Below are 21107 nucleotides of genomic sequence, written 5' to 3'. Positions count from 1 at the left end.
TAGGCCTATGGCCGGCTTGCGGCGGATTTAAGGCGGGTGGTGCGGCGGCCGGCCCTTCGACACGCTCCCTGCGGGAGCTGCTCAGGGCGAGGTATAAAAATATATTCCAATCGTCATCCCGAACTCGTTTCGGGATGACGAAAAGTGAAGGGTTGATAATGACCTCGCCCTGAGCAGGAGCCCGGCCCGGATCTGATCCGGGGCGGGCGACGTGTCGAAGGGCCGGGACGCGCGGTGTGGAAGGGCTACTTCGCTTTCCCCTCAGCCTTCACGCCCAGCGATTCCAGCAGCGCCGCACGGATCTCGTCGAGCTTGCGCGCGCTGTCGATCTTCAGGCCGAAGACGTCCTTCACATAGAACACGTCGACGAACCGCTCGCCATAGGTCGACACGGTAGCGGAATGAATCTGCACGCCAACCCGCGCCAGGGCCCGGGTCATGCGGTGGAGCACGCCGGGCTCGTCATGGGCGTTCACCTCGATCACCGTGTGGGTGACGCTGGCCTTCTGGTCGATCAGCACCCGCGGAGGCACCTTCAGTGCCCGGGTGCGGCGGGTGGTGAGCGCGCCCTTCTTCCCGAGCTGCTCCTCCAGCCGCAGGCTGCCGTCCAGGGTCCGCTCGATGGCCGACGCCAGCCGTGCCAGCCGGTCGGGGCGGTCGAACATCTGCCGCTTGTCGTCCTGGATCATGAAGGTGTCGATCGCCATGCCGTCGGCCAGGGTGACGATGCGGGCATCGACGATGTTGGCGCCGACCGAGGACATCGCGCCGGCGATCCGCGAGAACAGGCCCGGATGGTCGGCGGCATAGACCGTCACCTCGGTCACCTCGCGGTCCGGATCGAGCCGGTGCTCCACCACCAGACGGGCGTCGGAGGCCTGGGCCCGGCGCACCAGCCAGGCGTGGCGGACCAGCGTTTCGGTATCGAAACCGAGCCAGTAGGGCGCGTAGCCCAGCGCCAGATGGGCCTCGACCTCCGCCTCGGTCCAGCCGGCGAGCTGCTCGGCCACCTTGCGCTTGGCGGCGGCCACCCGCGCGCCGGTCTTGGTCGGCGAGGTGCCGCCGGTCAGCATCTCGTCGGTCGCGTAGTACAGGTCGCGCAGGAGCTGCGCCTTCCAGCCGTTCCAGACATGGGGGCCCACGCCGCGGATATCGGCCACGGTCATCACCAGCAGCAGGCGCAGCCGCTCCGGCGACTGCACGATGCGGGCGAAATCCTCCACCGTCTTGGGGTCATGGATGTCGCGCTTGAAGGCGGTGTCGGACATCAGCAGGTGCCAGCGCACCAGCCAGGCGACCGTGTCGGTCTCCTCCTCGGTCATGCCCAGGCGCGGGCAGACCCGGCGGGCGACCCGCTCGCCCAGGATCGAGTGGTTGCCGCCGCGCCCCTTGGCGATGTCGTGCAGGAACAGGGCCACGTAGAGCGCCCGGCGCGACAGGATCTTGTGCACCACATCGGTGGCGATCGGGGCCACGTCCTTCAGCTCGCCCTGCTCGATCGCATGCAGCACGCCGAGGCAGACCAGCGTGTGCTCGTCCACCGTGTAGGTGTGGTACATGTCGAACTGCATCTGGGCGACGACCCGGCCGAAATCCGGCACGAACTTGCCCAGCACCCGCGCCTCGCTCATGCGCCGCAGGATGCGCTCCGGCCCCTTCGGGCTGCTCAGGATCTCCACGAACAGCCGGTTCGCCTCCGGATCGCGCCGCAGGTCGGCGTTGATCAGCGCCTGGTTCTGGGTGATCACCCGCAGAGCATGGGGGTGGATCATCAGGTCGCGGAAATGGCTGTCGTGGAACAGCCGGATCAGGTTCACCGGATCGCGCTCGAAGGCGTCGTCATCGATCACGGTGATGCGGTCGCCCTCGACCCGGAAGTCGCCGAAGCGCTGCTCGCCGAACATCTTGGGCAGGCGGAAGCGACGGCGCCGGCGCTTGTACTCGGCCTCGATCGCCGCGCAGAAGATGCGGGTCAGGTCGCCCACATCCTTGGCGGTGAGGTAATAGTGCTTCATGAAGCGCTCGACCGCGATCGCCCCGGCCCGGTCGGTATAGCCCAGGCGCTCGGCGATAACCGGCTGCACGTCGAAGGTCAGCCGCTCCTCTGGCCGGCCGGTCAGGTAATGCAGATGGCAGCGGATGGTCCACAGCCGCTTCTGCGCCTGGGCGAAGCGGCGGGCTTCCGCCAGGTCCAGCACCCCGCGCGGCACCAGCTCGGCCACGTCGTCGATCCGGTAGACGTATTTCGAGATCCAGAACAACGTGTGCAGGTCGCGCAGCCCGCCCTTGCCGTCCTTGATATTCGGTTCGACAACGTAACGGCTGTCGCCCATGCGGCGGTGCCGGTTGTCCGATTCCTGCAGCTTCTGCTCCACGAACTCCAGCGGCGAGCCGGACGCGATATCGGCCATGAACTTCTCGCGCATCTCCTCGTAGAGCGCGTTGTCGCCCCACAGGAAGCGGGATTCCAGCATGGCCGTGCGGATGGTGATGTCGGCATGCGACTGGCGGATGCACTCGGCAACCGAGCGGGTCGAGTGGCCGACCTTCAGGCCGAGATCCCAGAGCAGGTAGAGCATGTACTCCACGATCTGCTCGCAGCGCGCGGTCTGCTTGTAGGGCAGCAGGAACAGCAGATCGATGTCGGATTGCGGCGCCAGCTCGCCGCGGCCGTAGCCGCCGACGGCGGTGACGGCGATCCGTTCGGAGGTGGTCGGGTTGGTGGCCGGAAACTCGCGCTCGGCGGCGTGGGTGGCGATGACGCCGATGATCTGGTCCATCAGCCAGGCCCGGCCGCGCACGCAGGCGGCCCCGTCATTCGTCGCCTCCAGCCGGCGGCGGATCTCGCCGGTGGCATCCGCCAGGGCGTCCTTCAGCAGGTCCAGAATGGCGCCGCGCCGGAACGCCGCGTCCTTCAGGTCGGCCGCCGCTTCCTCGATCTCGGCGGCCAGGGCCGGGACGTCGCAGATCGCCTTGCGGTTGGGGACCCGTTTGCCCAGGACGGCGAGCTCGACCGCCGGCGCGCCGCGCTCGCGGGATGGGTCCGTCCGGGTCTCGGCCTCGGCTGTAGCGGCCACGAAAGCCTCCTTTTCAGTCGCGCAGACTATACGCGCCCCTTGTCCGGCCGTCACGGATGCCTGAGGCTCCCGACACGGATCAGGCAAGGGAGCGATGCATGAACGGGACGGAGAACGGACAGGCGGATGTGGTCATTGTCGGCGGCGGGGCCGTCGGGTCCGCCACCGCCTATTTTCTGGCCGCGTCGCCGGACTTCAAGGGGCGCGTCGTGGTCGTGGAGCGCGACCCGACCTATGCGCGGGCCTCCACACCCCTCTCCGTCGGCGGCATCCGCCAGCAGTTCTCGATTCGCGAGAACGTCGAGATCGGCCTGTTCGCGCGCCGGTTCGTCGCCGAGGCGCCAGACCTGCTGGAGGTGGACGGCGAACGCCCCGACCTGACCTTCGTGGAGAACGGCTATCTGTTCCTCGCCTCGCCGGAGGGGCGCGCGATCCTGGCCGAGAACCACGCGGTCCAGACCGAAGCCGGGGCGTCGATCTCCTGGCTCGAGACCGACGAATTGGCCCGGCGCTTCCCCTACCTGAACACCGACGGGATCGCCGCCGCCACCTTCGGCGAGCGCGGCGAGGGCTGGATCGATCCCAATACCCTGCTCCAGGCGCTCAAGCGCAAGGCCCGGTCCCTGGGCGTCACCTACCTCACCGGCGAGGTCACAGGTATCGACCGCGGCACCGGCGGGGTTGAGCGGGTGACGCTGGCCGATGGGTCGACGATCGCCTGCGGGACCCTCGTCGTCGCGTCGGGCGCGAATTCCGGCACGGTCGCAGGCCTGCTCGGCATCGATCTGCCGGTGGGTCCCCGCATCCGCACGGTCTACCAGATCGCCTGCCGGGACGCGCTGGAGGGACCGCCCCTGCCGCTGACCATCGACACGACGGGCGTCTTCGTGCGGCCGGAAGGGGCGGGCTATGTCTGCGGCATCTCCCCGCCGGAGGAGGACGACCCGGAAAGCTGGGACATCCAGGTCGACTGGCGCTGGTGGGAGGAGGTGGTCTGGCCGGCCCTGGCCGAGCGCATCCCGGCCTTCGAGGCGGTGAAGCTGACCGGCGCCTGGGCGGGGCCCTACGACTACAACGCCCTCGACCAGAACGCCGTGATCGGCCGCCATCCGGAGATCGGCAACCTGATCTTCGCCACCGGCTTTTCCGGCCACGGGCTGCAGCAGTCGCCGGCGGCCGGGCGGGCGGTGAGCGAACTGATCACCGCCGGGACGTTCAGCACCCTCGACCTCACCCGCTTCGGGATCGAGCGGATTCTGGAAGGCCGCCCGTTGAAGGAGCGAAACGTCGTCTGACGCCCCCGGCGACACGTCGCCGTGTGACATTTTGTGACATCTTGCATATGTCAGATTGATTCCAGATCGGGACCGGGCTCACCCTGTGGCGTGGGCAGAGCCGGGACCGGTGCACCGTGCCCCGCCGAAGCCCCGGGCCGGCGCAGAACCATCATCATCCCTCCCGCGGGCTTCCCCGGTTCGCGGTTTTGATCGGTCGGCGCCGGCCCGGGGTCTTCACCGCGGGCAGGCCGGCACAGTCGGGCGGCCGCCGTCAGGCCGGAGGGGCGTCCGTCTTCTCGCAATTGATGATCCAGCTGATGCCGAACCGGTCGACCAGCATGGCGAACCGGCTGGCCCAGAAGGTTTCCTGCAGCTCCATCTTCACCGTGCCGCCCTGCTTGAAGGCGTCGTAGATCCGCTGCGCCTCGGCGCCGCTGTCCACATGCAGGGCCACGGAGACGCCCCGCGGCTTCTCGTACATCTGCGGCGGCGCGTCGGACCCCATCAGAACCAGGCCCGGGGCGGTGAACATGCTGTGCATGACCTTGTCGCGCCAGTCGTCGGTCACCCAGTCGCAGTCCGGCGCCTCGCCGAACCGCAGCACATCGTTGATCTTGCCGCCCAGCACCTCGGCATAGAAACCGAAGGCCTCTGCGCAGTCGCCGGCGAAGGTGAGATAGGGATTCGATTGCATGGCGGGTCCTCTGGGTGGGGGTCGTCAGGAAAGCGACAGAAGGTCGGCGCGAAGGCCGTCCAGATTGCGGGAGGCGACGAGGGCATCGACCTCGTCATGGGTTCGCCGCCAGATGGGGACGGCGGCGGCCAGGGCATCGCGGCCGGCCTCGGTGATCTCGATCCGTCGGCCGCGCCGGTCCTCGGGATCGACCAGCACCCGGACCAGACCGCGCCGCTCGAGCGGCTTGAAGGCGGCGGTCAGGGTGGTGCGGTCCATCGCCAGCAGCGGCACCAGGTCGCCGATGCGCGGCGGCGACGGCCGGTTCAGCGACATCAGCAGGGAGAACTGGCCGTTGGTCAGCCCGAACGGCCGCAGCACCTCGTCGAAGCGGCGGGCGACCGCCCGGGCCGCGCGCTGCAGGTGCAGACACAGGCAGCGGTCGCGGACTTCGAGGGTCACTTCGATGGGAAGATCGTCACGCATGGTCATGAGTCAATTATGTTGACATCAACATATTAGTCAACCAGCATCCGCCTCCATCGACCCGAAGGAGGATCCGATGGAACCCAAGATCGTTTCGAAGGAAGAATGGCTTGAGGCCCGCCGTGCCCTGCTGGCGCGCGAGCGGGAGGCGACCCATCTGCGCGACGCGGTCAGCGCCGAACGCCGGGCGCTGCCCTGGGTAAGGGTCGAGACGGATTACGTCTTCGATACGCCGGACGGCACGGCGAGTCTGGCCGACCTGTTCGACGGCCGCAGCCAGCTCGTCGTCAAGCATTTCATGCTGCCGCCGGGCGGCCCGATCTGCCCCGGATGCGCCGGTGACGCCGACATGGTGGATGCCGCCCGCCGGCACTTCGAGCAGGCCGATCTGTCCTACGTCGCCGTCTCCCGCGCGCCTGTCGCCGAGATCGAGGCGGCCCGCAAACGCCTGGGCTGGACCTTCCGCTGGGTGTCCTGTGGCGGCAACAGCTTCAACCACGATTACTGGACAGCCTTCACGCCGGAGCAGATCGCCGCCGGTGCCGTCTCCTACAACTACGGCACCACACCCTATGCCCATCCCGACCTGCCCGGCATCAGCGTCTTCGCCCGCGGCGCGGACGGATCGGTGTTCCACACCTATTCGACCTATTCCCGGGGGACGGAGCTGATCTTCACCCCCTTCTCCTATCTCGACATGACGCCCAAGGGCCGCAACGAGGGCGAGGGAATCATGAGTTGGCTGCGGTTGCATGACGAATACGAAACCGCATCAGCCAAGGCGTGCTGCCACGCCGCTGAATAACTGGACCCGAGGAGAAAGCGCCGTGAGTTATGTAGATGGATTCGTCATTCCCGTACCGAACGACAAGAAGGAAGCCTTCCGGAAGATGGCCGCCGACATGGCACCGATCTTTCTGAAATACGGGGCGCTCCACATCATGGAGTGTTGGGGCGATGACGTTCCCGAGGGCAAGGTGACCTCCTTCCCCATGGCGGTGAAGGTCACCGAAGACGAGACCGTCGTCTTCTCCTGGATCGTCTGGCCGTCCAAGGAGGTTCGCGATGCGGGCATGGCGAAGGTCATGGAAGATCCTGCCGCGGGCCCGCCCGACGACATGCCGTTCGACGGCAAGCGGATGATCTTCGGCGGGTTCGTGCCGATCGTGGACACCAGCGCGGACTGACCGGGGAGCGAGATTCGGCGGCTTTCCAGCCCCAGGTGGCGGGCCTACACTTCCTCTCAACCAATAAACGATCTTGGGAGGAAACCATGGCCGCGCCGCTGCCCTTCGCGCCGAGGGGCGTGATCCCCGCCTGCCTGCTGCCCTTCACCGCCGATCTGGAGATCGACGAGGGCGGATACCGCCGTCATCTGAACGACGTCGCCTCGGTGGAAGGGATCAGCGCGATCACCGTCAACGCCCATGCCAGCGAGGTCGCCACCTGCACCGTTTCGGAACAGGAACGGGTGATGGCGATCACCATGGAGGAGGTGGGCGGAAAGCTGCCGGTGGTGCATGGCGTCTATAGCGACGGCTCGCACCTGGCAGCATCCATCGCCCGGCGGGCGGAGCGCGACGGCGCCAGCGCCCTGCTGGTTTTCCCGTCGAACACCCTGCTCTCCGGCGGCGCGATGCGGCCGGAGATGGCGCTCGCCCATTTCGCCACGATCCGCGAGGCGACCGACCTGCCGCTGATCCTGTTCCAGTATCCGGCGACCACGCTCGGTTACCCGGTTGAGACGCTCGTGCGCATCTGCCGGGAGATCGACACGGTCGTCGCCATCAAGGACTGGTGCAACGACGCCAAGCAGCATGAGCGCCAGATCCGCGAGCTGCACGCCCTGCCCCGGCGGGTCAGCGTGCTGACGACCCATTCCTCCTGGCTGCTCTCCTCCCTGGTCTTGGGCTGCGACGGGCTGCTGTCGGGCGCCGGCAGCGTCATCGCCGCCCTTCAGGTCGCCCTGTTCCGGGCGGTCCAGGCCGGCGACCTGGAGGAGGCGCGGCGGCTGGCCGACCGGATCTACCCGACCACCGGCGCGTTCTACGACCCGCCCTTCCTCGACATGCACAACCGCATGAAGGAGGCGCTGGTCCATCTGGGGAGGATGGATGCGGCCCACGTCCGCCCGCCCCTGGTCAAGCTGAGCGACTCCGAGATCGACAAGATCGCCGCCGCCATGGATGCGGCCGGGCTGACGGGAGAGACGGTGTATTCGAAGGTGGCGTGAGGCGGAGGGTCAGGCGTCGGCGAGGCCGAGGCGCTTCTCGATGCGACCCAGATGTCCGTCGAACCGATCCATGCGATGGGTCAATTCGACAATGCGTTCCTCCAGATGCGTGACGCGGTGATTGACCAGGACGAGTCCTTCTTCCACACGGGTGATTCGCTGCTTCACTTGGATCATATCCTCCGCAAGCGCATCGACCTTGGTGTCGATCCGTCGAAGGTATTCCAGCACAAGGTTCGTCGGTTCCTTCGCCATGGCTCGATCCTATCAAAAATCCCGTGGTACGTCGTGCCTGCCATGGAAGAGACGGGCCGATTTCACGCCGGCACCGCATCCTCAACGTATTGCGCCAGAAACTCGGCGCTCGGCGGGATCGGTGTGATGACGTCGATCAGCACACCAGCGGGGTCCCGGGTGATGAAATGGCGCTGGCCGAAGGGCTCGTCGCGCAGGTCCAGCAGCATCGGCAGGCCGGCCGCCGTCGCCCGGGCGTATTCAGCATCCACGTCGGCCACCTCGAAATTGATCAGCAGGCCCGCCGCCCGGCCGCGCCCCGCTTCCGGGATGGTCTCGTGGTCGCCGGACAGGATCGCGATATTGACCCCGGGATCCTCGCTCGACTGCAGGTGTACGTACCAGTCGCTCTCGAAAGCCGGCGCGAAGCGGAAATGGTCGCAGTAGAACCGGGCGGTCTCGGCCACCCGGTCGGTCATGATCACCGGATAGAACTGGGTGCAGCGCATGGCTTGCCTCCTCTCCATCAAAAACATACACTCTGCATGTAAATACATCAATTAACATACAGGCTGTATGCATGCAAGGAACCGAGCGGCGGACCAACGAGGCGCGGCGGGCGGCCACCAGGGCGGCACTGATCGCCGCCGCCCGGGCCCTGTTCGTCGAGAAGGGTTACGGCGAGACCGGCACGCCGGAGATCGTCGCCGCCGCCGAGGTCACCCGCGGCGCGCTCTATCACCATTTCGCCGACAAGGCCGACCTGTTCCGCGCGGTGGTGACCGCCGAGGCGAAAGCGCTGGCCGAAGCCATCGACCGGGCCGCCGCCCCCGCCGCCTCGCCCCGCAAGGCGCTGATCGAGGGCACCGGCGCCTATTTCGCCGCGATGACGGTCCCGGGCCGCGCCCGGCTTCTGCTGCTGGACGGCCCCGCCGTGCTCGGCCCGCACGTCATGGCGGACCTGGACCGCAGCCAGGGCGGTGCCACCTTGCGCCAGGGGCTGGCGGAGGCGATGCGGCGGATCGACCGGGAGGAGCTGGACGCGCTCGCCGACTGCCTGTCCGCCGCCTTCGACCGGGCGGCCCTGGCCATCGCCGGCGGCGCCGACCCGGCGCCTTACTGCGCCGCGATCACCCGGCTGATCGACGCCACGATCAGGACGGGGCGGCCTTAGCCTTCAGCGCATATGAGGTTCGGTCACGATCACCTGTTAGACGGCCTTCTTGCATTGCTGATGACTCATATAGCATTTATCTAGAAAAAGTACTTTGTGTACGCGCAGTTTGATAGGAAGATTATCGGCTATCGTCGCAACAAGAAAGCCAGTGTTGCAAAGTGCGGTAAAGGACTGAAGGCGTGTTAATTAATGCACTAAATTCTTTGGCATCATTTATGTTTTGTACTTTTAATGTACTCAATAGAAATCGAGTTTTTATGTTTTATAATACTTATGTGTTTGGAATATTATCGATATTATTACATTTTATACTGCTACACACACCTGTTTTCGCGAGTGAAAAATATAATAGAGATATATGGACTCCCCTGAAATCTATTAGTTGCAATAAAAATGGAGGGGAACAGTTCCAAATTACGTTGATGGGAGTAATTGAAGATGAAGTTAGGCAAATCGCTTATGATAAAATGCATTTATATAACTGTGATTCGACATCAGATTATTTGGAAATAAAATATGATCAAACATCAAACAGACATTTAGAAATCAGTGAAGCAGGAGTTAAATTAGTTGGCCGGCCATGGAGTGGAAAATGGCGCGTTCCCGAAGATTCAAATGCATTAATTGTCACTGCGGACACTTTGCGGAAGGGAAAAAATATGGGACTCTATGTAACCCAAATATTTGATTTTATACATAACAACACCAAAAATGACGAAGAATTCAAAAAAACGGTGAAAGGAATAGGATATTTTAACGATTTGTGTTCCAGCTACATGGGTTATTATAATGAATATCCATTTTTTCTGATCCTAATAGATGCGGAACAAATTTCTAAAATTGATTCCTGTCTTTCAAATATGAGAAATTCAGATTGAAGATCAGATATTAGCCAGATTTTCAGAAACCTAATGCTTCTCAATGATACATGTCCCCTCAAATCTTAGCACGATCTCAACGTCACTGACATCACTCGCTTGATCGACGCCACCCTCAGGACGAACCGGCCTTAGCCTTCAGCGCATATAGGGCGTCGAGCGCTTCCCTGGGCGTCATCTCGTCCGGGTTCAGGCCCTTCAGCGCCTCCTCCACCGGGCTCGGGCCGGCGGGTTCTGCCGACGAAGCCTTCGGTTTCGCCAGCATGCTGAACAGCGGCAGATCGTCGATCAGATTGGTCGCGGCCTTGCCCTGCTCGCCCTTCTCCAGCCGGTCCAGCACCTCCTCCGCCCGGCCGATCACCGCGCCGGGCAGGCCGGCCAGCTTGGCCACATGGATGCCGTAGGACCGGTCGGCCGCCCCGGCGATCACCTCGTGCAGGAAGACAATGTCGTCCTTCCACTCCTTCACCGCCATGGTGTGGCAGGTCAGCGCCGGGAGCCGGTCGGCCAGCACCGTCAGCTCGTGATAATGGGTGGCGAACAGCGCGCGGCAGCGGTTGCTCTCGTGCAGATGCTCCACCGTGGCCCAGGCGATGGACAGGCCGTCGAAGGTCGCGGTGCCGCGGCCGATCTCGTCCAGGATCACCAGCGCCCGCTCGCCCGCCTGGTTCAGGATGGCGGCGGTCTCCACCATCTCCACCATGAAGGTGGAGCGGCCCCGCGCCAGGTCGTCGGCCGCTCCGACCCGGCTGAACAGCCGGTCGACCACGCCGATCCGGCAGGCGGTCGCCGGCACGAAGGAGCCGATCTGCGCCAGCACGGCAATCAGCGCGTTCTGCCGCAGGAAGGTGGACTTACCGGCCATGTTCGGGCCGGTCACCAGCCAGACCCGGTCCTCGGGCACCAGGGTGCAGCCGTTGGCGACGAAGGCGGCCGGCCCGTCCGGCAGGCTTGCCTCCACCACCGGGTGGCGGCCGGCGGTCACCTCGAAGCCGAGCCCGGCATCCACCACCGGCCGGCACCAGTCGCGGGCGGCGGCGAGATCGGCCAGGGCGGCCGACACGTCGAGCCGGGCGAGCGCCGCGGCGGCGATGGCGATGGTGTCGGCCACTTCCAGCACCTTGCCGATCAGATCGGCGAAGACTTCCAGCTCGACCGCCAGCGCCTTATCGGCGGCACTCGACAGTTCCTTCTCCAGCTCGCCCAGCTCCACGGTGGTGAAGCGCACCGCGTTGGCCATGGTCTGGCGGTGGATGAAGCCATCGCGGCCCATGATCTTGTCGCCGTTGGTGGCCGAGACCTCGATGAAATAGCCGAGCACGTTGTTGTGCTTGACCTTCAGGGCCGAAACGCCGGTCTCCCGCGCGTACTTCGCCTGCAAGGCGGCGATCATCCGCCGGCTCTCGTCGCGCAGGCCGCGCAGCCGGTCCAGCTCCGGCGCATAGCCCGGTGCGACCAGCCCGCCGTCGCGGGCCAGCAGCGGCAGCTCGGCGGCCAGGGCACGGCCCAACAGGTCGACCAGGCCGGAATGTTCGCCCAGATCCTCCAGGTCGCGGGCGATGGCGGCCGGCGGGGTGGAGAGCGGGGCGCGGGCGATGGCGGCGCGGATCGGTCCGGTCTCCGCCAGCGCGTCGCGGATCGCCGCCAGATCGCGCGGCCCGCCCCGATCCAGGGCCAGCCGCGACAGGGCCCGGTCGATATCGGGAATGCGGGACAGGATCGCCCGCAGATCCTGGCGGGCGCGCTCGGCATCCATGAAAAAGGACACGCCGTCCAGCCGGGCGTCGATCTCTCCCGGATCAGTCAGCGGCGCCGACAGCCGGGCGACCAGCAGACGGGCGCCGGCCCCGGTCAGGGTGCGGTCGATGGTGGCGAGCAGGCTGCCCCGGCGTTCCCCGGACAGGGTGCGTGTCAGTTCCAGATTGCGGCGGGTGGCGGCATCGATTTCCATCACCCCGCCCGGCGACCAGCGCCGGATCGCCGCCAGCCGCGGCTGCTTGCCCTTCTGCGTGAGGTCCAGATAGTCGACGATGGCCCCGGCCGCCGCCAGCTCGGGCCGCGAGAACGCACCGAAGGCGTCCAGCGCGGTCACCCCGTAGGCCGCTTCCAGACGGCGCCGCCCATTCTCGCTGTCGAACCGGGCCCCCGGCATCGGATGGCTGATCGGCCGCACCTCGGCCAGCCCCGCCTCCAGCGCCGGATCCGCATAAAGCTTCTCCGACAGGATCAGCTCCGAGGGGGCGAGCCGGGCGAGGGCCGCCTCCAGCCCGCGCGGCTCCACCGGCTGGGTCTGGAAATCGCCGGTGGAGAGATCGACCCAGGCGAGACCGAAGGTCCCGCCGGCCTCCGCGAGACAGGCCAGATAGTTCGGCCGGCGCGCGTCGAGCAGGGTGTCTTCGGTCAGCGTCCCCGGCGTGACCACGCGAATCACCTCGCGCCGGACCACCGACTTGCCGCCGCGTTTCTTCGCCTCGGACGGATCCTCGGTCTGCTCGCAGACCGCCACCCGGAAGCCCTGACGGATCAGCCGGGCGAGATAGCCTTCGGAACTGTGGTGCGGCACGCCGCACATCGGGATCGGCTCGCCCTGGTGCTGACCTCGTTGCGTCAGCGTAATGTCCAGCGCGCGGGCGGCGGCGACCGCATCCTCGAAGAACAGCTCGTAGAAATCGCCCATGCGATAGAACAGCAAGGCGTCCGGGTGGGCGCGCTTGACCTCGAAATACTGCTGAAACATCGGCGTCGCGCCCTCGGCGCGGGCCTGCAGAACGACGTCGGGGTCTTCGGTCTCGGAGGAGGACGGCTCGGCGGACACGGCTGGGTCGGGCTCCGGGATTCGGCATCGGGATGAACGAAAGCGGCGACCCTATCACGCGTGTCCGGCCCGCGGGAGGGCAAGGGCGCGAGGCCCGGAAGGCTCGGGTAACAAACTGTTTTTCCTGCGGCCTCTTCCCCCCATGCGCCGGCGACGTTAACGTCGATTCGACGAAATAGGGCGGAGCTACCGCCACAAGCGCCGATTCGGGCCAACCGAGGCCGGCAAGGGTTCAGGGAGCGAACAGAAAAATCATGGACACCGACAATCGGACCGACGCGGAAAACGAAGCGCTGCTGTTCCACTCGACCGGCCGTCCCGGCAAGATCGAGATCACGCCGACCAAGCCGCTGACCACCCAGCGCGAGCTGTCGCTGGCCTACTCGCCGGGCGTGGCCGTGCCGTGCCTGGAGATCGAGAAGGATCCGAACACGGCCTACGACTACACCTCACGCGGCAACATCGTGGCCGTGATCTCCAACGGCACCGCGGTGCTCGGCCTCGGCAATATCGGCGCGCTGGCCTCCAAGCCGGTGATGGAGGGCAAGGCGGTCCTGTTCAAGCGCTTCGCCGATGTGGACGGCATCGACCTGGAGGTCGACACCCAGGACGTGGACGAGTTCGTCAATTCGGTGCGCTATCTGGGCCCCAGCTTCGGCGGCATCAACCTGGAAGACATCAAGGCGCCGGAGTGCTTCATCATCGAGCAGCGCCTGAAGGAGCTGCTCGACATCCCGGTGTTCCATGACGACCAGCACGGCACGGCGATCATCTCCGCCGCCGGCCTGATCAACGCCATGCACCTGACCGGCCGCGACCTGAAGACCACCAAGCTGGTGGTTAACGGCGCCGGAGCGGCGTCCATCGCCGGTGTGGAGCTGCTCAAGGCCATGGGCATGCCGCACAACAACATCATCATCTGCGACACCCGCGGCGTGGTCTATCAGGGCCGCGAGCAGGGCATGAACCAGTGGAAATCGGCCCATGCCGCGGTGACCGACCGCCGGACCCTGGCCGAAGCGATGGAGGGCGCCGACGCGTTCTTCGGCCTGTCGGCCAAGGGCGCGGTCACCAAGGACATGGTCAAGTCCATGGCCGCCAATCCGATCATCTTCGCCATGGCCAATCCGGATCCGGAGATCACTCCGGAGGACGTGGCCTCGGTGCGCGACGACGCCATCATGGCGACCGGACGTTCCGACTATCCCAACCAGGTGAACAACGTCCTGGGCTTCCCCTACATCTTCCGCGGCGCGCTCGACGTGCGGGCATCGGAGATCAACCAGGATATGAAGATCGCCGCCGCCAACGCGCTGGCGGAGCTGGCGCGCGAGGACGTGCCGGACGAGGTGGACGCCGCCTATTCCGGGCGCCGCCTCAAGTTCGGCCGCGACTACATCATCCCCGCCCCGTTCGATCCGCGCCTGATCGTCCATGTCTCCGCCGCCGTCGCCCAGGCGGCGATGGATACCGGCGTGGCGCGCAAGCGCATCGACGACATGGACGCCTACCGCGCCCAGCTGAGCGCCCGCCTCGACCCGACGGCGGCCAGCCTGCAGAACATCCTCGACCGCATCCGCAAGTCCAACAAGCGGGTGGTCTTCGCCGAGGGCGAGGAGGAGAAGACGATCCGCGCGGCCCTGTCCTTCCAGGCCGGCGGCTACGGCCACGCCATCCTCATCGGCCGCGAGGACCGCATCAAGCGCAAGATCGGGGATATGGGCATCGCCGGCGCGGAGACCCTGGAGATCCAGAACGCGAAAGTGTCGCCGTTCAACGAAAAGTACATAGAGTTTCTGTATAAGCGTCTTCAGAGGAAGGGCGCGATGCATCGGGACTGCCAACGCATGGTCAACCAGGACCGCAACATCTTCGCCGCCTGCATGGTGGCGATGGGGGATGCGGACGGCATGGTCACGGGCCTGACACGCAGCTTCGGCGTGGCGGCCGACGACGTCACCCGGGTGATCGACTGCAAGCCGAACGAGCTGCTGATGGCGGTCACCATGGTGATCTCGCGCGGCCGCACGATCTTCATCGCCGACACCAACGTGCACGAACTGCCGGAACCGGCCCAGCTCGCCGACATCACCTGCCAGACCGCCGCGGTCGCCCGGGCCTTCGGGCACGAGCCGCGGGTGGCGCTGCTGTCCTTCTCCAATTTCGGCAACCCGATGCGCGAGAAGGCGCTGCGGATCCGCGAGGCGGTGGACATTCTGGACAGCCGCGAGCTCGACTTCGAATACGACGGCGAGATGTCGGCCGATGTCGCCCTGGATCCTGAGGTTCAGCGCCTCTACCCGTTCTGCCGCCTGTCCGGCCCGGCCAACGTTCTGGTCATGCCGGCCCTGCACTCGGCCAACATCTCTTACAAGCTGCTTCAGCGGTTTGCCGGGGGGTCGGTGATCGGACCGATGCTGATGGGCCTGGAGAAACCGGCGCAGATCGTCCAGATGGGCGCCAGCGTGACCGACATCGTGAATGCCGCGGCGATCGCGGCGCACGAGGCGACGATCGGCTGATCGAAACGGCGGTCGGTCCGCCGTCGTCGGCCTGGATGATGCCGGTGGGGCATCGGAGGAAAGATGGCGGACGTCCGCACGACGCATGAGGATCGCAGCCGGCCGATGGCGTCGCCGGCCTGGAGCACGGTTTGGCGCATCTCCGGCGTGCTGGCGACGGTACCCGGCGTACTCTTCGTCGGCCTGGCCGCGGCCGGCGAGATGGGCGTGCCGGCGGCGATCGGCTCGGTGGCCGCGACCTATCTGGCGATGATCCTCATCGTGCGCCGGCACCTGCGCGAGCTGGCGATCCTGCGCCAGCACCTGGACGAACGCGCCCATGCGGGCGACCTGGACACCGCGCTGGCCGACCGTCGGGGCGCAATTTCCCACATCGGAGATACCGGCCCGGCCGCCGACCTTGCCCTGTCGCTGGAGCGGGCCGACCGTCAGGTCTCCGCCTGGATCAAGGCCGCCCATCGCCAGGCCGAGACCCCGAGCCGGGTGATCCAGGCGATCCCCGACCCGCTGCTGGTGGTCGACGGCCGCTCACGGATCATCGGCGCCAACCGCGCCGCCCAGGGCCAGTTCGGCCAGCATATCGAAGGCCGCGACCTGTCCGCGGTCATCCGCCACCCGGCCGTGCTCGCCGCCGTGCGCGATGCCCAGGCGGGCAAGCCGACCACGACGGTGGAGTTCGAGATCGCGGCCCCGACGGAGCGCACCTTCACCGTTCAGGTGGAATCCCTGCCCGACATCGCCGACCACGCCAGGGCGGCGCTGCTGCTGTTCGTGGACCTGACGGCGGTGCGGCGGTCGGAGCAGATGCGGGTCGATTTCGTCGCCAATGTCAGCCACGAGCTGCGCACGCCGCTGTCCACGCTGATGGGCTTCATCGAGACCCTGCAGGGGCCCGCCCGGGACGACGACGACGCCCGCGACCGGTTCCTGGAGATCATGCGCCTGCAGTCCCACCGCATGAGCCGGCTGGTGAACGATCTGCTGTCGCTGTCGCGGATCGAGACCAACGAGCACAGCGCCCCGACCCGGAAGATCGAGCTGAAACCGATCCTGGAAGGGGTCAAGGCGACCCTGGATCTGGAGGCGCGGCGCAAGGACATGCGGGTGTCGCTGGATATCGCGCCCGACCTGCCGCCCGTATTCGGCGAATCCGACGAGCTCACCCAGGTGCTCCAGAACCTGATGGACAACGCCATCAAGTACGGGCGCAGCGGCACCGTGGTGGAGGTCTCGGCCCAATTCGCCGACAAGGTGCCGGCGGCCTATCCGGGCAAGCGGGACGGCGTCCTCGCGATCCGTGTCCGCGACCGCGGCGAGGGGATCGATGCCGGGCACATCCCGCGGCTCACCGAACGGTTCTACCGGGTCGATACCGCCCGCTCCCGCGAGCTGGGCGGCACCGGGCTGGGCCTTGCCATCGTCAAGCATATCGTCGGTCGCCACCGGGGGGCCCTGACCATCGAGTCCACGAAGGGCGAGGGAACCACCGTGACCGTCTACCTGCCCAGGGCGTCCCAGGCCGGCAAGGGGGCCCAGGGTTCGGGCGGAGACTCCGGCGATGTTTCGGCCGTTCGCGGCGGCGTGCGGGCCATTACCGCTGCGTGAATCTTTCATGACCGATTAATTGCAACGGCCTCTGTAATCAAAGTTTCACAGAGCTGTCTTAAAAGATTTCCATCCGACCGGTACTTGTCGGGCCAGCCAACGCGGGGGAAGACGGCGCGGCCAGATCGCGCTGATCCCTTCCTGTCGACGCTGGTGGATATGCAACCTCCCAAGCAAATGACTGGAGGATTCCCATGACTTTCTCGTTCGGCAAGGCGGTCGCCATCGCCGCGCTCGGCGTCGTCGCCATGACGGCCCAGGCCGAGGCCCGTGATCAAATTCGCATCGTCGGCTCGTCGACCGTGTTCCCGTTCGCCACTGTGGTTGCGGAGAACTTCGGTAAGACGACCGGCTTCAAGACCCCGGTCATCGAGTCGACCGGTTCCGGCGGCGGCCTGAAGCTGTTCTGCCAGGGTGTCGGCACCGAGCATCCGGATATCACCAACGCCTCGCGCCGGATCAAGAAGTCCGAGGTCGAGCTCTGCGCCTCCAACGGCGTGACCGACATCACCGAGATCAAGATCGGCTTCGACGGCATCGTGCTGGCCAACGCCAAGGCCTCCGAGACTTACAAGCTGAGCCGCAAGGACATCTTCCTGGCCCTGGCCAAGGAAGTTCCGGTCGACGGCAAGCTGGTCGCCAACCCCTACACCAAGTGGTCCGAGATCAACGCCGACCTGCCGGACACCGAGATCGAAGTGCTCGGCCCGCCGCCGACCTCCGGCACCCGCGACGCCTTCGTCGAGCTGGTGATGGAAGTTGGTGCCGAGGAGATCCCGTTCCTGAAGGACCTGGCGAAGTCGGACAAGTCCAAGTTCAAGCAGGTCTTCGGCTCCATGCGTGAAGACGGCAAGTTCATCGAGGCCGGCGAGAACGACAACCTGATCGTCCAGAAGCTGGAAGCCAACCCGAGCGCGCTCGGCATCTTCGGCTTCTCCTTCCTCGACCAGAACGCCGACAAGGTCCATGGCTCGGTGATCGAGGGCAACGCCCCGACCTTCGACGCCATCGCCGACGGCTCCTACCCGGTCTCCCGTTCCCTGTTCTTCTACATGAAGAACGCCCATGTCGGCGTGATCCCCGGCATGAAGGAATATGTGGCCGAGTTCACCAGCGAGAAGGCTGCCGGCCAGGAAGGCTACCTGACCGACAAGGGCCTGATCCCGCTGCCGGAGGCGGATCTGGAGAAGTATCGCACCGCGGGCGAGAACCTCACCAATCTGAGCCTCTGATCGGCATTCCATACCAGCGGCCGACCCCCCGGGGTCGGCCGCTTCCTTCCGGTCCGCGCACCGCCGACCCATCCGATATTCTCCTACATCTCGTTCGTTAGACCCTTTATCTACTGCCGACCGCATGCCGGTCGGGGATCGCTCTCAGGGAGCCGGGATCAATGCAGACTTTCATCGTGGTTCTCGCGCTGCTCGGCTTCGCCGCCGTCGGCTACACCATGGGCCGCGCCCGCGCTGTGATGACCGCGGGCGGAATGCCCAAGGACCTTCACTCCCTGCCGAGCTACTACGGCTCCTACACCGCAATCTGGATCGGCATTCCGTCGCTCCTGCTGCTGGCGGTCTGGCTGATCATTCAGCCGCAAATCATTGAGAGCGTGGTGATGGGCGGACTGCCGGCCGCCATGACCGAGGGTCTGTCCTCTTCGGAATACGGCCTGCTGCTCAACGACATCCGGAACGTCGCGTCCGGCAATATCTCCTCGCGGGCCAACGATCCGGCGATCGAGGCCGCGGCAAGCCAGCTGACGAGCCTGCGCGATACCAGCTTCATCCTGATGATCGTCGCCACCTTCGGCATCGGCGCCGGCGGCCTGGCCTATGCCCGCAACCGGATCAACCCGTCCCTGCGCGCCCGGAACACCGTGGAGAAGGTGGTCAACGTGGTGCTGATCATCAGCTCCCTGATCGCCATCCTGACCACCGTCGGGATCGTGCTGTCGCTGCTGTTCGAGAGCTTCATCTTCTTCACCAAGGTGCCGTTCTACGAGTTCCTGTTCGGCCTGAACTGGAGCCCGCAGACCGCGCTGCGCGCGGATCAGGTCGGCTCCTCCGGCGCGTTCGGCGCGGTGCCGCTGTTCGTCGGCACGCTGCTCATCACCTTCATCGCCATGGTCGTCGCAGCACCCATCGGCCTGATGTCGGCGATCTACATGGCCGAATATGCCGACCCGCGCTTCCGCGCCTTCGCCAAGCCGATGCTGGAGGTGCTGGCCGGCATCCCGACCGTGGTCTACGGCTTCTTCGCCGCCCTGACCGTCGCCCCGTTCTTCCGCAACGTCGGCGAGGGCATCGGTCTGGACGTCTCCTCGGAGAGCGCGCTCGCCGCCGGTGTGGTGATGGGGATCATGATCATCCCCTTCGTCTCCTCCCTGTCCGACGACGTGATCAACGCCGTGCCGCAATCTCTGCGCGACGGCTCCTACGGCCTGGGCGCCACGAAGTCGGAGACCATCCGCTCGGTCATCGTGCCCGCCGCCCTGCCCGGCATCGTCGGCGCCCTGCTGCTGGCCGTCAGCCGCGCCATCGGCGAGACAATGATCGTGGTCATGGCCGCCGGCCTTGCCGCCAATCTGACCGTCAATCCGCTGGAAGCCGTCACCACCGTCACGGTGCAGATCGTCACCCTGCTGGTCGGCGACCAGGAATTTGACAGCGCCAAGACCCTGTCCGCCTTCGCCCTGGGACTGGTGCTGTTCTTCATCACGCTTGCCCTCAACGTGATCGCGCTCAGCGTGGTCCGCAAATACCGAGAGAAGTATGACTGATACAATCTCGACTTCCCCGGGCTCACCTCCTCCCTCGGGCACCCCCCCGCAGGGCAGACCGGCAAGCCGCCCGCTGCTCGTCAGCCCGCATCTCGCCAAGCGATACTCGCGCGAACGCACGTTCCGGCTTCTGGGCCTTGCCAGTGTCGGGGCGGCCGGGATCATCCTGCTGATCCTGCTCGGCAGCATCGTGTCCAAGGGTTATTCGGCGTTCTGGCAGCACGAGGTCGATCTCCAGGTGACCTTCAGCGCCGAGGAACTGAATCCCGATGGCGGACCGGTTGAAATCGAGACGCTGCAGCGCGCCAACTATCTGGACATGGTCCGCGACGGCCTCCGGCGCGAGTTCCCCGACGCCGCCCAGGACCGGCGTGAGCGCCGCATGCTCTATGGCCTGATCTCGCCGAACGCCGATATCCGGCTGCGGTCGATGGTTCTCGAAGATCCGTCGCTGATCGGCACGACCCAGACCGTGCGGGTCAAGATGTCCGACGACATGGACACCTTCGCCAAGGGGTTCATCGATCGCGATCTTCCCGAAGGCGATCGGCGGGTCAAGGACCGCGAGATCGGCTGGTTCGACCAGCTCGACTCCAAAGGCCTGGTGCACGCCACGTTCAACGTCGACTTCTTCACCACCGGCGACAGCCGCGAGCCCGAGGAAGCCGGTATCTACGGCGCGCTGATCGGCTCGATCCTGACCCTGACGGTGACCCTGCTGGTCTCCTTCCCGGTCGGCGTGATGGCGGCCGCCTATCTGGAGGAATTCGCGCCGAAGAACCGGTTCACCGACCTGATCGAGGTGAACATCAACAACCTGGCGGCGGTCCCCTCGATCGTCTTCGGTCTGCTCGGTCTGGCGGTCTTCCTGAACTTCTTCGGCCTGCCGCGCTCCGCCCCGCTGGCCGGCGGTCTGGTGCTGGCGCTGATGACCCTGCCAACGATCATCATCGCCTCCCGCTCCGCCCTGAAGGCGGTGCCCCCCTCGATCCGCGAGGCCGCCCTCGGCCTCGGCGCCTCGCCGCTGCAGGTGGTCACCCACCACGTGCTGCCGCTGGCGATGCCGGGCATCCTGACCGGCACGATCATCGGCATGGCCCAGGCGCTCGGCGAGACCGCGCCGCTGCTGATGATCGGCATGGTCGCCTTCATCGTCGACGTGCCCCAAGGCTTCACCGATCCGGCAACGGTCCTGCCGGTTCAGGTCTATATCTGGGCCGACAGCCCCGAGCGTGCCTTCGTGGAGAAGACCTCGGCGGCGATCATGGTTCTGCTTGGCTTCCTGGTTCTGATGAATGCGGTCGCCGTCCTGTTGCGCAAACGCTTCGAGCGACGGTGGTAAGGAGATAAA

Annotated in this window: 17 protein-coding genes; 11 read left to right on the top strand and 6 right to left on the bottom strand. The window is 65.9% G+C overall.

All coding sequences use genetic code 11. The features are described from left to right. Positions 1-245: 245 nt before the first annotated feature. Positions 246-3077, bottom strand: coding sequence for a [protein-PII] uridylyltransferase (locus tag T8K17_RS05400; RefSeq protein ID WP_322333479.1), 2832 nt, complete (start codon positions 3075-3077; stop codon positions 246-248). Between the two features lie 98 nt (positions 3078-3175). On the opposite strand from T8K17_RS05400, the gene T8K17_RS05395 reads away from it, so the two are divergent. Beyond that, complete coding sequence (locus tag T8K17_RS05395) at positions 3176-4372, top strand: FAD-binding oxidoreductase (RefSeq protein ID WP_322333478.1); 1197 nt, start codon at positions 3176-3178, stop codon at positions 4370-4372. Between the two features lie 253 nt (positions 4373-4625). Here T8K17_RS05395 and T8K17_RS05390 read toward each other — a convergent pair whose 3' ends face one another. Both T8K17_RS05390 and T8K17_RS05385 read right to left on the bottom strand, forming a co-directional pair. Then, complete coding sequence (locus T8K17_RS05390) at positions 4626-5048, bottom strand: VOC family protein (protein ID WP_322333477.1); 423 nt, start codon at positions 5046-5048, stop codon at positions 4626-4628. 24 nt (positions 5049-5072) lie between these two features. After that, entirely contained in the window at positions 5073-5519 is a 447-nt protein-coding gene (locus T8K17_RS05385) for a MarR family winged helix-turn-helix transcriptional regulator (RefSeq protein WP_322333476.1), read from the bottom strand. 70 nt (positions 5520-5589) lie between these two features. On the opposite strand from T8K17_RS05385, the gene T8K17_RS05380 reads away from it, so the two are divergent. The 3 genes from T8K17_RS05380 (at position 5590) to T8K17_RS05370 (ending at position 7746) form a co-directional block, all read left to right on the top strand. After that, entirely contained in the window at positions 5590-6318 is a 729-nt protein-coding gene (locus T8K17_RS05380; protein ID WP_322333475.1) for a thioredoxin family protein, read from the top strand. Between the two features lie 22 nt (positions 6319-6340). Then, positions 6341-6700: a DUF1428 domain-containing protein gene (locus T8K17_RS05375; protein ID WP_322333474.1), complete on the top strand. Its 360-nt coding sequence runs from the start codon at positions 6341-6343 to the stop codon at positions 6698-6700. A gap of 86 nt (positions 6701-6786) precedes the next feature. Further along, the gene (locus T8K17_RS05370; protein WP_322333473.1) at positions 6787-7746 is read left to right on the top strand and encodes a dihydrodipicolinate synthase family protein; all 960 of its coding nucleotides are present in this window, start codon (positions 6787-6789) and stop codon (positions 7744-7746) included. 9 nt (positions 7747-7755) lie between these two features. Here the strand turns inward: T8K17_RS05370 and T8K17_RS05365 are convergent, their stop codons facing one another. Both T8K17_RS05365 and T8K17_RS05360 read right to left on the bottom strand, forming a co-directional pair. Continuing rightward, positions 7756-8001: a hypothetical protein gene (locus tag T8K17_RS05365; protein WP_322333472.1), complete on the bottom strand. Its 246-nt coding sequence runs from the start codon at positions 7999-8001 to the stop codon at positions 7756-7758. A 62-nt stretch (positions 8002-8063) separates the two neighbouring features. Next, positions 8064-8489, bottom strand: a complete 426-nt coding sequence (locus tag T8K17_RS05360) for a VOC family protein (protein ID WP_322333471.1) — start codon at positions 8487-8489, stop codon at positions 8064-8066. A gap of 71 nt (positions 8490-8560) precedes the next feature. On the opposite strand from T8K17_RS05360, the gene T8K17_RS05355 reads away from it, so the two are divergent. Together T8K17_RS05355 and T8K17_RS05350 are read left to right on the top strand one after the other, a co-directional pair. Then, positions 8561-9154, top strand: a complete 594-nt coding sequence (locus T8K17_RS05355) for a helix-turn-helix domain-containing protein (protein ID WP_322333470.1) — start codon at positions 8561-8563, stop codon at positions 9152-9154. Between the two features lie 260 nt (positions 9155-9414). After that, positions 9415-10035 (top strand): hypothetical protein, encoded by a 621-nt coding sequence (locus T8K17_RS05350; protein ID WP_322333469.1) that lies wholly within the window; start codon positions 9415-9417, stop codon positions 10033-10035. A gap of 115 nt (positions 10036-10150) precedes the next feature. Here the strand turns inward: T8K17_RS05350 and mutS are convergent, their stop codons facing one another. Then, positions 10151-12850 carry a DNA mismatch repair protein MutS gene (mutS, locus tag T8K17_RS05345; RefSeq protein ID WP_416153171.1) on the bottom strand — a complete coding sequence of 900 codons (2700 nt, stop codon included), beginning with the start codon at positions 12848-12850 and terminating at the stop codon, positions 10151-10153. A 254-nt stretch (positions 12851-13104) separates the two neighbouring features. Between mutS and T8K17_RS05340 the strand changes: the two genes are divergently transcribed. From T8K17_RS05340 to pstA, 5 genes are all read left to right on the top strand, one after another. Next, positions 13105-15372, top strand: a complete 2268-nt coding sequence (locus tag T8K17_RS05340) for an NADP-dependent malic enzyme (RefSeq protein ID WP_322333468.1) — start codon at positions 13105-13107, stop codon at positions 15370-15372. Positions 15373-15435: 63 nt separating this feature from the next. Further along, positions 15436-16977 (top strand): ATP-binding protein, encoded by a 1542-nt coding sequence (locus T8K17_RS05335; protein ID WP_322333467.1) that lies wholly within the window; start codon positions 15436-15438, stop codon positions 16975-16977. A 194-nt stretch (positions 16978-17171) separates the two neighbouring features. After that, positions 17172-18209: a PstS family phosphate ABC transporter substrate-binding protein gene (locus tag T8K17_RS05330; protein ID WP_322333466.1), complete on the top strand. Its 1038-nt coding sequence runs from the start codon at positions 17172-17174 to the stop codon at positions 18207-18209. Between the two features lie 161 nt (positions 18210-18370). Beyond that, the gene (pstC, locus tag T8K17_RS05325) at positions 18371-19756 is read left to right on the top strand and encodes a phosphate ABC transporter permease subunit PstC (protein WP_322333465.1); all 1386 of its coding nucleotides are present in this window, start codon (positions 18371-18373) and stop codon (positions 19754-19756) included. Further along, positions 19749-21098, top strand: coding sequence for a phosphate ABC transporter permease PstA (gene pstA / locus T8K17_RS05320; RefSeq protein WP_322333464.1), 1350 nt, complete (start codon positions 19749-19751; stop codon positions 21096-21098). The genes pstC and pstA overlap by 8 nt, the downstream gene beginning before the upstream one ends. The last annotated feature ends 9 nt before the right edge of the window (positions 21099-21107 follow it).

This window comes from Thalassobaculum sp. OXR-137 (genome assembly GCF_034377285.1).
Lineage (GTDB): Bacteria > Pseudomonadota > Alphaproteobacteria > Thalassobaculales > Thalassobaculaceae > Thalassobaculum.
The sequence above is the reverse complement of the archived record's forward strand: the minus strand, read 5'-3'. Positions and strand labels throughout refer to the sequence as shown.